At 65.2% G+C, this 13,284-nt stretch carries 15 protein-coding genes; 4 read left to right on the top strand and 11 right to left on the bottom strand.

Going from position 1 to position 13,284, the window contains the following annotated elements; translation table 11 throughout:
- Positions 1–36 precede the first annotated feature (36 nt).
- The gene (locus QA861_RS01165; RefSeq protein WP_334586296.1) at positions 37–237 is read right to left on the bottom strand and encodes a DUF6207 family protein; all 201 of its coding nucleotides are present in this window, start codon (positions 235–237) and stop codon (positions 37–39) included.
- A 1,012-nt stretch (positions 238–1,249) separates the two neighbouring features.
- Here QA861_RS01165 and QA861_RS01170 point away from each other — a divergent pair.
- A complete protein-coding gene (locus QA861_RS01170; protein ID WP_334586297.1) occupies positions 1,250–2,575 on the top strand; it encodes a NucA/NucB deoxyribonuclease domain-containing protein in 1,326 nt (441 codons plus the stop codon).
- A gap of 66 nt (positions 2,576–2,641) precedes the next feature.
- On the opposite strand, the gene QA861_RS01175 is transcribed toward QA861_RS01170, so the two are convergent.
- Complete coding sequence (locus QA861_RS01175; RefSeq protein WP_334586298.1) at positions 2,642–3,256, bottom strand: hypothetical protein; 615 nt, start codon at positions 3,254–3,256, stop codon at positions 2,642–2,644.
- Positions 3,257–3,666: 410 nt separating this feature from the next.
- On the opposite strand from QA861_RS01175, the gene QA861_RS01180 reads away from it, so the two are divergent.
- Together QA861_RS01180 and QA861_RS01185 are read left to right on the top strand one after the other, a co-directional pair.
- On the top strand, positions 3,667–4,512 hold the full coding sequence (locus tag QA861_RS01180; RefSeq protein WP_334590418.1) for an IS5 family transposase: 846 nt from the start codon (positions 3,667–3,669) through the stop codon (positions 4,510–4,512).
- 207 nt (positions 4,513–4,719) lie between these two features.
- The gene (locus QA861_RS01185; protein ID WP_334586299.1) at positions 4,720–5,076 is read left to right on the top strand and encodes a hypothetical protein; all 357 of its coding nucleotides are present in this window, start codon (positions 4,720–4,722) and stop codon (positions 5,074–5,076) included.
- Here QA861_RS01185 and QA861_RS01190 read toward each other — a convergent pair.
- The 7 genes from QA861_RS01190 to QA861_RS01220 all read right to left on the bottom strand — a co-directional run bounded on the left by QA861_RS01190 (position 5,068) and on the right by QA861_RS01220 (position 11,583).
- Positions 5,068–5,900, bottom strand: a protein-coding gene (locus QA861_RS01190; RefSeq protein WP_443041425.1) for an IS5 family transposase whose coding sequence is annotated in 2 segments (ribosomal slippage) — positions 5,068–5,543 and positions 5,543–5,900 — 834 coding nt in all. Because the reading frame shifts where the segments join, the coding sequence is not laid out codon by codon here. The two genes, QA861_RS01185 and QA861_RS01190, sit on opposite strands and share 9 nt — an antisense overlap.
- Positions 5,901–5,958: 58 nt before the next feature.
- On the bottom strand, positions 5,959–6,447 hold the full coding sequence (locus QA861_RS01195; protein ID WP_334586301.1) for a DUF4145 domain-containing protein: 489 nt from the start codon (positions 6,445–6,447) through the stop codon (positions 5,959–5,961).
- A gap of 120 nt (positions 6,448–6,567) precedes the next feature.
- Complete coding sequence (locus QA861_RS01200) at positions 6,568–6,762, bottom strand: restriction endonuclease (RefSeq protein ID WP_443041426.1); 195 nt, start codon at positions 6,760–6,762, stop codon at positions 6,568–6,570.
- Between the two features lie 124 nt (positions 6,763–6,886).
- Positions 6,887–7,657, bottom strand: coding sequence for an IS21-like element helper ATPase IstB (gene istB / locus QA861_RS01205; protein WP_334586302.1), 771 nt, complete (start codon positions 7,655–7,657; stop codon positions 6,887–6,889).
- Complete coding sequence (locus QA861_RS01210) at positions 7,654–8,610, bottom strand: Mu transposase domain-containing protein (protein WP_443041427.1); 957 nt, start codon at positions 8,608–8,610, stop codon at positions 7,654–7,656. The genes istB and QA861_RS01210 overlap by 4 nt, the downstream gene beginning before the upstream one ends.
- Before the next feature lie 117 nt (positions 8,611–8,727).
- Entirely contained in the window at positions 8,728–10,500 is a 1,773-nt protein-coding gene (gene ltrA / locus QA861_RS01215) for a group II intron reverse transcriptase/maturase (protein ID WP_334586303.1), read from the bottom strand.
- 639 nt (positions 10,501–11,139) lie between these two features.
- Positions 11,140–11,583 carry a hypothetical protein gene (locus QA861_RS01220; protein ID WP_443041428.1) on the bottom strand — a complete coding sequence of 148 codons (444 nt, stop codon included), beginning with the start codon at positions 11,581–11,583 and terminating at the stop codon, positions 11,140–11,142.
- Positions 11,584–11,765: 182 nt separating this feature from the next.
- Here QA861_RS01220 and QA861_RS46935 point away from each other — a divergent pair, with 182 nt between their 5' ends.
- A complete protein-coding gene (locus QA861_RS46935; RefSeq protein WP_443041539.1) occupies positions 11,766–11,936 on the top strand; it encodes a hypothetical protein in 171 nt (56 codons plus the stop codon).
- Here the strand turns inward: QA861_RS46935 and QA861_RS01225 are convergent.
- Both QA861_RS01225 and QA861_RS01230 read right to left on the bottom strand, forming a co-directional pair.
- Entirely contained in the window at positions 11,866–12,612 is a 747-nt protein-coding gene (locus QA861_RS01225; RefSeq protein ID WP_334586304.1) for a hypothetical protein, read from the bottom strand. The genes QA861_RS46935 and QA861_RS01225 overlap by 71 nt on opposite strands.
- 402 nt (positions 12,613–13,014) lie before the next feature.
- Complete coding sequence (locus tag QA861_RS01230; RefSeq protein ID WP_334586305.1) at positions 13,015–13,251, bottom strand: hypothetical protein; 237 nt, start codon at positions 13,249–13,251, stop codon at positions 13,015–13,017.
- Positions 13,252–13,284 lie beyond the last annotated feature (33 nt).

Genomic DNA, 13,284 nt, shown 5'->3' on the forward strand with positions numbered 1-13,284 from the left:
GCTTTGGATTACCAACGCACAACCAGCCGCCCCGATTTACGGCGACCAGCTCAAGATCAAGTTGAGCGCATGCGGCCGGCTCTTTGCCCGTAGGAAGGCCTCGAGCCGGCCCGCTGTTGCCGGACCGGAGTCTCGCCCTGGATCCCGCGTCGCACGCTCCGTCGTCGCCGTCGCCCACTGCGTGGAGAGCGCGGCCTGGACAGCGAGCGCAGTTGCGGCATCGGCGGGCTGCGACATCGATGACGACCAGCCCGGGCTCCTTCACGTGCTCTTCATTCATCAGGTTCAGGTACGGCACTACGCCTGGGCAGCGGGGAGGGTTCCGCTGATCCGGCGTCATCACCCGACCGAGCGTGTGTCCCGGCACGTTCAGGACATCGCAGCCACTCACCGTCACTGCTTGCCGGAAGCTTTCTCCGCCCCCAAGCAACCGCAGATGAGCTCGCGAACACCATAGCGACGGAACCCAAGCTGGCTGGCCTGCGAGGCCGTGCGCGCACTGACCGATACCGGCCGCTCCTACATTTTGCAGCACGCCGGCTCGGGGCTGGACCGCCGCATCGTGCGCGAACACGCTCGGCCCCCGAATCTGGCTCGTGGTCGTCCGCCGTGCCGAACAGCACCAAGTCCAGTCGTTTTGCGGGCGGCGCAGCAGGTTTGCGCCGATCTGTAGGTCGGCTGCTTGCGCTCGCTGACTGATTTCTGTTGCCGCGCGGCAACAGACTGGCCTTGTCGCGGCCCAGCGTTGACGGTGTCATCGGCACCTGAGATGTTCACTACGGCCATGTCCCGCCCTACGGTGTAGCAGCGACCAAGGCGAAACTGCAGGTCACCCCGCATCAGTACTGCCGATTGCCTGACCATCCGTCAAACGAGAACAATCGTCGTGGAGCCCGCGGGCCTTCACGTCAATGCTGACGCCGCAGCACTGCGGGCGACGCCTCGATCTGGTGTCAGGCCAGACGGGCGGGCAGCCGCTCGTATCGGGCCCATGAACTGCACTTTCACCGCCCGGTGGGGCATCATCGTGCGCTATGCGTGTCACCGGATTTGCGTCTGCGGCAGCCCGTTCCGATTCCAAGGGGCACTCAACTTGTTTGCGGCACAGTGCACTTGGCTCAAGCTGTGTGGTTCCTGTGTAAACCGTGACGCTGGTCATGGTTTGTTCCTACTGGGTTTGATGGGGTGATCTTCCCGTTCGCACAGTGGGAGGAGAAGTACATTGCGCATTTCCAGACGCTTATCGGCTATGGCTCTCGGGGTTATCAGCCTCAGCGCGCTGCTGAGTGGAAACAGCGCTCAAGCCGCTGACTCGGCCCGCAGTGACCAAGGGCAGATCATCTGGCTCCGGTCCAGCAAGCCCATCGACATCGCACTGGGCTCCGGTTACCAGGCTGCGCTCGCCTCGCAACGTTCTACAGTCTCAGTGGAACAGCTGCAGACCAGCGAGACGCCTTCGGTGCCCGAACCGTCAAGCGAGGCCAACGAACAGAAGATCGCTCACGAGAGCGGGGCGACGTACATGGCCCAAGCTGGTGACACGGCCGCAGCCAAGCGAATCCAGGCTGCTCAAGCCCTCACCAAGGAGCAATGTCGGGCCAGGTCTGACGGGCACAGCGCGGCAGGCGTGGTCATCAACCACTTCAGTTTCTGCCGCTGGGGCTACAACACCGCCGTCAAGCTGAGCGGGCAGGGCGCTGTCGAGGGGATGGTCCGGTTCCGGGAAACCGAGATCGGGACCGGCTCCGACAACATGCGGGACGCGACCATTGAGGTCCACACCGACGAGGTCACCTCGTCAGGCAAGTTCAACGACTCCGCGCTGATGAGCTTCGAAATCAGCCAGGCGGGCTGGCCCTCCGCCAACTCCTGCCAGGTGGCCGACATTTCCTCCAATCCCTTCACCACGACGGTGGGCGACTGGCGGGACGAGTACATCGCTTACGGGCTGGTATCGGCCAGGGGCACCGGAACCGGCCCGGACGACGCTGCGACCTGCGTCTACCAGCACAACTGGAAGGTCACCGGCGGAGGCGCCACGACCCCGTGGAGCAGCGGCCCCCAAAGCGGCCTGCGCTTCGACTCGTCGAAGTCTCTGGGCAGCAACTTCTACGACCAAGGCGCGATCTTCGATCGTGTCATACCGTCGTTCTTCTACGACCGCGCCCAGGCCGATACCGCAGGCGTCGCCAACCACCTCTACGACGCTCTCTACAGGCCGCAGACGACTTACCCGTCCAAGACCGGCAAGGTGATCCCCGGTGACATCTGGAGCGGAAAGAAGGCGCTGCACCGCAACTGGACCAACTATGACGCTGCCGCAGCCGAGGTGACGCGGAAGAACCGCAATGCCAAGGACGCTGCGTGCCGGGGCCTGAGCCGGCCCAACGACACCTACCAGTGCGACGAGTTCCCCTTCGCCTCCACCAAGGAAGGCGCCGGCGTGGGAGACGGAAACTTCTCCGTCCGCTATGTGCCGGGCGTGCAGAACGAGCAGGCAGGGCGTGAGCTGGGCAACTGGTACGGCAGCGACCGGATCCTGCACAACAACGAGTACGGCGTCTACGTGAACTGACCGGCATCTCAAGATGCGGGAGGACGGCCCTTGCGGGCCCGTCCTCCCACATCTGCGTGGGGCGGATCAGCGCATGCCGAGGGGCGGCTTGCCGTGCCGGGCGGCTAGCCGGCCGCGTCGGCTGACCGGTGTCGCGGGAGTGGGTGGAGACTGCCTTCCAGACGGAGTGAAGACGATGGCGTACGCCTCGAACCAGCCGTGGAGGCTGTCCTCCCCGCGCTGTGACGCGGCTTCGAACCGCTCGCGGGAGTCGTTGCGCCCCTGCTCCCACACCTGCACCAAGTAAATTTGAGCAGGGTCAAGGGACAATGAGGCTTCACCCGGCTCAGAGAGCCGACCGAAGACTTCCATTGGCACCGCAGCGGGCTTGGCCAGGCCGTCCGTCGTGTCGAACGCCGCCATGCGGCCCGTGTAAACCGGCCGGTAAAGCTCTGAAGCAAGTAACGTCCAGTTCTCCCCCGGAGCCCCGTCCTGTCCGTGACCCCGGACCAGGACGACTGGTGCAGTGTGCTCTTGCACGCGCGTTCTCACGACGATCTGGCCGGGAATGACGATGACCGACGTGTCGGTCTGAAAATCTGGCCTGCTCTCTTCGCGCTCAAATCCCGGCTCCCACAGCTCACCGACAGGAAAGTGACCGTATGTCACACTGACGGCGCCGACATGACTGATCTCTGACATACCTGGAGCCTGCCAGGAGCACAGCCGACGATGCGCGGCCACCGCCAGCCAAAGTTGGGGAGCTCGAACTCGGACGCCTCCTCACTCTGCTTCGGCCTCTGTCCACCCGGACACCTACGAGGCAAGAACACCAGAAGCACCCCTTTACCTTCCATGCCCCATAACGCCCGGTCTCAGAGGACGTTCGTGGTACTTACGTGATGGTTTGAGGTGGTTGTGTCGTGCCGGGTTTGGCCTTATCCAGGCAGAATAAGTGATTTGCGGTTACAGCTTCAGCGGGCGTGACTTTGCATTTCAGCCCGGTTTCAGCTGATAGCTCCTGTCCGGTTCGAGGAACCTACTGAAAGCGGCTTTTGGCTCGCTCGATCGAGCGATATGCCCGGTCCGGGACCCCATGCATGAGTATCCCCATGACTTCTTCGCAGCCGCGCCTGCCGTACCTGAGTGATCTCTCCGATGCCCGCTGGGAGTTGATGGAGCCGACCTTGACGGCCTGGCGGGCCGAGCGGCAGAAGACCTCCCTCAACCTCGGCGGCAAGGTCACTGACCTGCGGGAAGTCATGAACGCGATCCTCTTCCTCAACCGGACCGGCGTCCCGTGGCGCTATCTGCCGCACGATTTCCCGCCGCACACCACGGTGTTCGGCTACTTCAGCGCCTGGACCGCCGACGGCACCATCGAGAAACTCGGCGTCCACCTGCACCGGATGGTCCGTGAGCAGGCAGGACGCACCGCGGAGCCCACCGCGTGCGTGATCGATGCGCAGAGCGTCAAGACCGCGACCAGCGTCCCCTCCGACACTCAGGGCACGGATGCAGGGAAGAAGATCGTGGGCCGCAAGCGCAGCATCGTCGTCGATACGCTCGGCCTGTTACTGCTGGTCATCGTGACCGCCGCCAGCGTCTCCGACAACGAGGCCGGCAAGCAACTCCTCACCCAACTCGCCACAGACCACCCCACGATCACCAAGGCATGGGTCGACACCGGCTACAAGGCCAAGGCCATCGAGCACGGCGCCGCCCTCGGCATTGATGTCGACGTAGTCCCACGAAACGAGCAGGTCAAAGGCTTCTCGGTGATCCCCAGGCGCTGGGTCGTGGAGCGAAGTTTCGGGTGGATCATGATGCACCGCCGCCTCGCCCGCGACTACGAGACCAAACCTGCGCATTCCGAGAGCATGATCCGCCTCGCGATGATCTCGAACCTTGCGAAACGAGCAACCGGAGAAACACCCATAACCTGGCACAACCCATGAACCATACGGTTTTTAACCGGAACGTCCTCTAAGGCGTCGTTTCTTTTGGTGGTTCTCGGGCCGAGCTGTGCAGGGATACTGCTGTGGTGCTGTTGACGTGGATCGCTGAGGTGGCGGCCGAGCCCCTGGTGCTGGAGCCGGCTGACCGGCGGGTGGGGGGAGACCAACACCTGGTCGCTGGGTGCGGCGGACGAGGACAGGAGTTCGTTGTCCGTCGCCGAGGTGGTGGCTGCCTTCGAGCGGACTGCTGCTGCCATCCGGGAACGCGTTCACGATCTGGGCTTTTCCGGGGTGGTGACGTTCTACGTGTGGCACGACGAACAGGCCGGGCAGCTTTGGTGCTCGACCGGTTCTGTGCCCCCGGATGCGCTGCCGTTCGGCGGTACCTATGTGGCTTCCGACGACCTCGGTCCGGTCATCGAGGGATTTCTGGCTGACAGCGAGCCAGGCTTCATCGCCTGGTCGGACCTGGACGACGTGCAGAGCCTCTCGGAGAAGACCGAGACTGAGCCGGAGATCATGCCCTTCGGTGTCTGGGCCAGCAGTGTCGGAGCCTCACGCTGAAGGGTCCTGCCCGTCCACACGGACGAGTCGGCGGTGGCAGATGAGGGCTGCGGCTATGCCGGCGAAGGCGAGGAAGTGTTCTGCCTTGCGTTCGTAGCGGCGGTGGAGTCGGCGGCAGCCGGCGAGCCAGGACACGGTCCTCTCAACAACCCATCGGTGGCGGCCGAGCCGCTGTGAGGACTCGATCCCTTTGCGGGCGATGCGGTGGCGGATGCCGCGCTTGCGGAGCCATCGGCGCAGGTGGTCGTAGTCGTAGCCCTTGTCGGCGTGCAGTCTCGCCGGTCGTCGCCGTCGTGGGCCGCGGCGGGAGCGGATCGGCGGGATGCCCCGCACGAGCGGTTCAAGGCCCTGGCTGTCATGCATGTTCGCACCGGAGATACCCAGCGACAGAGGCAGTCCGTTCCGGTCGGTGATCAGATGGATCTTCGATCCCAACTTGCCGCGATCGGTCGGATTCGGTCCCGTAAGTGGCCCCCTTTTGCCGCCCGCAGGCTGACCGAGTCGATCGCGCATCGCGACCAGTCCAGCTCACCTCGGGCGCCGAGCTCGTCGAGGGCAACGCGATGGAGGCGACCCCAGACCCGGGCCCGGCTCCACTGGGCGAACCGCCGGTACACCGTCTGCCAGCTCGGACCGAACACCGGCGGAAGCTGCCGCCAGGTGCAGCCCGAGGTCGCCACAAAGATGATCGCCGCCAAGGCCTCGCGATCACCCGCACGACGCCGGCCCCCACCTTGCGGACGTATCACCTCCGTCGGCGGTACCACCCGCCGGAACAGCACCCACAACTCGTCCGGCACCAGCCGCTCAACCAGATCCGTCATGCACCGTTCAACGAACGATCAAGCCATAAGAAACGCCGTCTAAGAAGCAAGATCAATCTCATACCCAGACAGGGATCTGAGCTGAGAGGACAGCGGAGGATCTCACGCGCCTCTGACAAGAGGAGAACCCACAACCCGTGCCCTCATCTGTGTCAGTTGTGGCCGGTGGCGTCGGCTGGGCCGCCCATACCTCACTGATCAAGGTGAAGGACGTGGCGAGCATCCCGGCTCCCCAGCGTGGGGGCATGACGGAATGAGCCCTCGGGCCGTGGGCGATGCGGTTGCGGAGCTTGCGCCCCTCGTGGAGGAACTCCGTCTGCCGCTCGGTCAGGAGGCCACTCTCCTTGCCCTGCTTGATGAGGGCGTGGAGCGGCTTCGTGCCGGAGTCAGGGATCTTGGCCCGGAGGACGATCTCCATCGCGATCAGGGCGTGCAGGAGGGCCACGGTGGAGAACTCGTAGCAGAAGTAGGAGTGGCGCAGGAGCTCGCGGGAGGTGTGCAGCACCGTTGCCGCGGCCGGCTGCCCGAACACGCCCGTCGAGGTCACCCGCGCCCGCTGACGCGGCACGCCCGGTGCCGAGACCAAGAGCTCTTTGCCCGCGAAATCCGTGCCGAAGAAGGCGAACGGCCCGCCGTCTCGGGGGAAAACGGCAGGCCGAACTGACCGTCACGCTGCCACGCCCGTAGCTGCGGCGCACACGATGGACGACCAGTTTGCGGCCGTCGCCCGGTAGCCGACGACATCCGCGCCGAGGTCGCCGCTCTTGCCGCTGACGACGACCTTCGTGCAGCCGTCCCGCCGACACAGCTCCGCGACGTACGTCTCGCACTCCTGCCACGACAACGCGTCGACCTCAGCCATCGACAACTCCCGCGCCCGGGCCTCCTCCTGCGCCCGCCACGCACGGTCCTGGCCGACCGCGCGACGGTGGTGTCGGCGTACGGCCTTAGCTCCCCAGTTGCGTACAGACGAACGTCCCCAGGTGTCAGGCCACTTCGGTCTCTCGCTCGAGGGCCTTGAGGCGGTTCTTCAGCCGGTAGCTGTTGCCGTTGATGGGGACTACTTCGCAGTGGTGGAGGAGGCGGTCGAGGATCGCGGTGGCGAGGACTTCGTCGCCGAAGACCTGGCCCCATTCGCTGAAGGTCTTGTTCGAGGTGAGGATGATCGAGCCCCTCTCGTAGCGTTTCGAGATCACCTGGAAGACCAGGTTCGCCTCGGCTCGCTCCAGGGGCTGGTAGCCGACTTCATCGACCACCAGGACACTCGGCCGCAGGTAGGAGCCGAGTTTCCTGGTCAACCTGCCGGCGGCCTCGGCGGTCCTGAGGTTGCGGACCATGTCGTCGAGGCTGGTGAAGTAGATCGAGTAGCCGGCCCGGCAGGCCGCGACCGCCAGCGCGACGGCGATGTGGGTCTTGCCGACTCCCGGCGGCCCGAGCAGGGCCACGTTCGCCTTCGCCTCGACGAACGACAGAGTCGCGAGGTCCTTGATCTTGCGCGGGTCGAGTTCGGGCTGGAAGGAGAAGTCGTATTCGTCGAGCGTCTTGTGGTGCGGCAGCTTCGAGGTCCTCAGGCCGCTGCGGAAGCGCCGGTCGTCGCGGACGGCGAGTTCCTCGGAAAGCACCAGGTCGAGGAAGTCGAGATAGCCCATCTTCGCCTCATCTGCCCGCCGGGTGTACTCGTTGACGGCTTCGGCCAGGTGGGGCAGGCCGAGCTTGGCGGCCGTGGTGCGGATGCGGTTGCCGGTCAGCTCGCTCAAGACGTGTCCTTGCTCTGGGAACGGGTGGTGAAGGGGCGGGTGCCAGTCAGCTCGTCATAGACCGACAACGGCCGGCGCCCGACCTCGATCCGGCTGGCCGCGGCTCTGTTCAGCAGGGCCTGCAAAGGCCCGGATTCCTCACCGCGGGGACGCCCTTGACGGGGCAGGACGGGGGTGTCGCCGGTGGTCGTCCGACGCCCCTTGCCGGTGGGCAGGCCGTCCCAGTGCTTCTCCTCGACGACCCGCGCTCCGCGGCCGACCGCCCGTGGGTGCATGGCCAGCAAGGTCTCGCCGCTGGTATCGGGGGCGGTCGAATGCAGCATGACCTGCGACTTCGTGGCACGGATCTCGATCAGTTGGCGGGGTCGGACCTTACTGGCGGGTACTGAGTAGAGGTTGCCGCCGAAGGCCACCAGGCAGTCCCTGCCGACCGGCCGCAGATGCCGTTCGGCCACCAGATACGGGGTGGGCGGCAACGGCCGCAGAGCCGCGTGATCGCGGGCAGCCCGCTCGCCGATGACCTCCCGGTGCGTCTTGTGGATCTGAGCCCGCCGGTGCGGCACCCACGCGGTGAACGCGGCGTCCATCTCCTCGATGGAAGAGAAGGCCCGCCCGGACAGAACATGATCACGGACGATCAGCACCTGGCGTTCGACCCGGCCTTTTCCGGTGGGGCGGTAGGCAGCCAGCATGTCGATGTCGAAGTCGTAGTGGCCGGCGAATCCGGCCGCCTCCGGATGCAGCGGAACCGCCTCACCAGGAGCGACGTGGCGGCGGACGACGGTCTTGGTGCGGTCGTAGACGATCGTCATCGGCGCCCCGCCGAAGTGCGCGAACGCCCGCCGGTGGCAGTCGAAGAACGTCTGCAGATCCTGGCTGGTGGTGAAACAGCAGAACGGATCACGCGAGTACGACAGAACCATGTGGAAGGAGTAGACCTTCGCGATGCCCATATGCGCGAGGATCTTCCCCTCGTGTCGGGTAGCGGGGACGCATTGCTGCGTCCCCGCCCCCTCAGAACCGGGCGAGCGGGTTTCCCCGCACCTCGGCTCAAGCAAGCCCCATGGGCTTCACGAAAGTGCAGCAACTGCTGGCCTCCTGCGGCTGCGAGGCCGAAGCCTGCGGTGACAGGAGGCGTGCACGAGGCGTGTTCGGTCCGTGCTCGGCGCGTCAGGCCGTCCGTGGTGAGTGAGATAGTCGGCGGCTATCGCTCTCTTGACGACGTTCAGCCACCATCGTTCCCATTCCTGGGGCGATTGCGGGGGCTGATCGGCGGTGAGCAGGTGGTCCCCGCAGAGCGGACAGCGGCCGTCCTGCTTGGCGAGCAGGCGCAAGTTGTAGCTGTCCAGCGGGGGTTTGACCTTTCGTCGCCGCTTGACCCAGTAGTTCGTCAGGCCGGGGTCGTCGGGTGACGCCCCGCCTGCGATCAGCTGGTGCCGAACGATGTTCGTCCAGGAGAACTTGAGCAGAATGGGGATCTCGCCGCGGTCGTTGAGCACGTTGGCGCGATCTCCGAACACCCACCGGTCGTTCCTGAACTTGTTGAACCTGCCGAAGTAGCGGCGAGCGATCCACTTCTTCGACTTGTTGGGGTGCATGCGTCTGGCCCACCGGTAGGTGAGCCACCACACGTAGTGATCCAGCGCCGTGAAGATTCTGCTGGACACCACCCCCCGGTAGTAGGCAGCCCAGCCCCGCACGATCGGGTTGAGCTTGGCGATGACCGCCGTCGCGTTCAAGCCGCGCAGAGCGCGCACCTCGTCCGCGAGCCTGTTCCGGATGCGCCTGACCGCCTCCGCACTTGGTTTGATCAGCAGCTTGCCGCGTCGATAGCGGCGGACGTTGAACCCGAGGAAGTTGAAGCCTTCTTCGAGGTGGACGATGCGCGTCTTGTCCTCGTTGAAGACCAGCCCCCGAGGCGCCAGCCACTGCGCAAGCTGTGCCTTGACCTGCTCGGACTGCTGTCTGGAGTGGCAGCAGGCGACCATGTCGTCGGCGTATCTCACCAAGATCGGAGAGCCCGCCACCACATCCCCGGCGTGTGTGCCGGTGGTGAGATAGCGGACCCCTGCGGCCTCCTCCAGCCCGTGGAGGGCCACGTTCATCAACAGCGGGCTGATCACACCGCCTTGAGGAGAGCCCTCCTCGGTCGGCGTGAACTGCCCTTTGTCGACCACTCCGGCCTTCAGCCACCGTTCGATCAGATCCCTGGCCGGGAACGAACCGAGCGAGTCGAGTAGCCGTGAGTGGCCGATCTTGTCGAACGCGGCGGACAGATCAGCGTCCAGGATCCACAACCGGCGGGCGCGTGGCCCGCTGAGCGTGGAGAACAGGGAGCCGATCGCATCCGCGCAGCTTCGCCCGGGGCGGAACCCGTAGGAACGGGGCTCGAACCGGGCTTCCCACTCGGGTTCCAGTGCGCTGCGGACCCGCGCCTGATGGCACCGGTCCAAGATCACGGGAATGCCGAGCGGTCGCTGCTTTCCATTGGCCTTCGGAATGTACACACGGCGCACGGGCATGGGGTCCCAGGACGAACGCGTGCGGTGCACCCGCATCGCGACCGCCGCCCTGGCTTCGGGGGACAAAGCTGTCTCCCCGTCGATCCCGGCCGTCCGACGTCCAGCGTTGCGCTGAGTGACTTGCCGCACGCTGACCAGCGTGTTCGACCAGGACCTCAGCATCAGTTTCTGCAAGGACCGGACCTGAGCCCAGTCCTCTTCTCGTGTCGCCTTGAAGATCCTCCGCCGCAGCCTCACTACGTTCTCCTCGTGAGTGCGCCAGACGATGGCGTCCCAGTCGAGAACGTCCTCGGGTCCGTTCACCGCAATGGTGTCCAACATGTCCCTCGGTTCGAGAGGCGCTCGGCCTCGGCGTTCAAAGGCTCACCAGCCCACGTCAGCGCCCTTTCGGGCCCGGTCGCCTGGACCGGCATCCGGCCGGTTCCCCGTGACAGCCGCCTGGAGAGGCAGCCGTGGTGTCACGAGTCCCGTTGCCTTTCGGCAGCCGGCATCCGCTTCTTGGGCATCCTGTCCCGCCGAGGGCTTCCGCCCCTCTTGCGATCGGCCTACCGAGCCAGATGGCCCGGACCCCGACGGGGTTTCCACGTTCCGCGCATACGAGACGCGACCGGGGAGGGCGCCCCCTAAACCCCGGGACCAGCGGTGTTCTTGCGACCGACGGGGCAGGCTCCGGTCGCCGCTCGCCGCCTCTTCCAGCGGCCAGGTCCTATCACCCGGTGTTCTTTCCGTCTCCCCGGGCTTGTCGATGACGAGGCATCACAGGGGGTTCACTCGCGTTCGCCCGTCCGGCCTTCTCCTTGCCCGGTTGCTCCCCCTGACGGATCGGGGGCCCTTGGGCGTCTTCCCTGAGCTTCGCACCCTCTGCGGGCAGGACCCGCGAGCGCACGTCAGGGCGGAGATCGGTCTCGAACACTGACCGAGAACTACGCAACCGGCATGACCGGCCTCCAATCTGCGAGTTCACTCATATGCGCGACTTCGTGTCGCACCACCCCAGTCGACCTGGGCCTGGGCCCCTGGAATCACCTCGAACCGGCGGTGCATGCCCGCGAGTTCCCGCGGCGTGATCCCCAGTTCCTCGGCGACCCTCGGACGGGCTTCCTGGACGTAGAGCTTGACCCGCTGATAGTTGCCCGTGAACCCGTACTCCCTGGCCAGGCGCTCGTGGATGACCGCGGCCTTCAGCAGGATCTCTGCCCGAAGCATCGAATCGATCAGGGGCGCGAACTCGTCGATCACCCTCGCCAACGACCGCCCGTTCGTCGATCGCCGCGGCGGAGTCGCCGGACCCGGCGCCGAGAGATACTTGCGGACCGTTTTACGGTCCAGCCCGGTCTCCCTGGAAATTTCCGACAGGCTCATCGCCCCGGACTCCAACAGGCCACGAAAACGCCGCAGTTCCAACCAGCGACGTGGATCCAAGACCACCGCCGACCACCCTCCGCCACCCACACCGACAGGCAGCAGAGTGCCGAACCCGGCCCCTCAACACGTCAAGAACTGGGGACGTTCATCCGTACGCGGGTGGGGACGTTCATGTGTACGCCGACAGGTGGACCCTCAGCAGCGCGCATCCCGCAGTGGCGGTGGAACGTCACGACTGCCCGAACTGTGACGCACCCGCTGGCCGCGCCTGCCGCACCCGGAGCCCAAGTGGGAAAAACTTGATCGTCGACACGGGGCTCTTCATGGGGCCGGAGCCTCCCGGAACAGCTTTCCGACGAGTCGGGCTCCCTCGACAGCGACCAAGGCCGTGACGGTATAGATGAAACAGACTGCGACTATCACGTAGTTGGCCTGATCGCTGATCCACTTCGCGGTCAGGCTCGTGTTGACGAATTGTCCTGCCGAGAGGATGAAGGGAACACCCAGCAGTAGGGCATCAACGACGAGGCTGAGAGCCAGCCAGAAAAGGGATCCGAGTACAGCGATGTTGCAGGGTGCGCCCAGGAGGTACGACAAGATTCTGTTCGAATCCCCCTTACGGTAGGCGCTGAGCATCAAGAAGGCCGCGAATGCTGTGAATCCAACGGATATCAGGTCGGTACGCAGATAGGGTGAAAGCGAGTCGATTTCGAGAAATGAAGCGGCGGACAGGTCGTTGAGGAGATCTCGCCGAGCGGGATCGAATGCCGAGGAGATGAGACTGCCCATGATGTAGGCAAGCCGGAGCATGACGCACTGGATGGCGATGACCATGATGGCGATGATCGCCGTAATAACACGCCGGGAAGTCGGCTGGGCAAGGAGACGGGAAATTCCTGAACTCCCCGCACGCCGAGTTGCCCGTGCAAGCTTCATCGCATTCTGGGCGTTCGTCACATACGACTCCACCGCGTAAGCCAATGTGACAAGAGCGATGACGGCTGGGTGTATCCCCATCATGGACAGGAAACTACCCAACGCAGCAGTGAAGTCGGGCAGGCTCGACATGTGGCCTCGCTAGATTAGTTAGCCCGGTTTCGCTCTGTGGATCCTCGGAGAAGGACGCCGCAGCAGCATCGCGCACGGGACGTCACGCTGCTGAGTTTCGCCGATTTTCCTCCTCCCCGGCTCTCACGCTGGGCAACACGTAGGGCCCGTCCGGTGTACGGACGGGCCCTACGTGTATCGAGCGCCGGGCAGGCCTTGCACCTGCATTTCCCCGCAGGAAGCGGGGCGTCCTTCCTTGGACCACCAACGCACAACCAGCCAACCCGAGTTGCGGCGACCAGCTCAAGATCAAATTTAGCGGATGCGGCCGGCCCTTGTGGTCCAGCTTCCTTCCGCCCTTGCGAGACGCGCTCGTGACCCGGCCGATGCTTGCCCGAGGGAAGAGACGCAGACCATCGGTCATCACGGGCTCGAAGAGAAGACGGAAGACCTCGGCGTAGTTGAGTCCGGCGCCGCTTGCTCGGCCGCTGTGGGATCGCCGGGGAGCGCCAGCACTGCGGCGAGCAGAGTGCCGACGGCGGCCGCGGCCCCGATTGCCTGTCCCAGGTCGCCCCGCTGCCGGGGTACTCCGGCCTCGGTCCTGCGCCGGCTCCGCCTGTAGACCATGATGCCCACCGCCCCGGCGATCACGATGACCATGACGTCATTCGAGTGTCCAGACAGCAACGAGAC

The organism is Streptomyces sp. B21-083 (assembly GCF_036898825.1).
Taxonomy (GTDB): Bacteria; Actinomycetota; Actinomycetes; order Streptomycetales; family Streptomycetaceae; genus Streptomyces.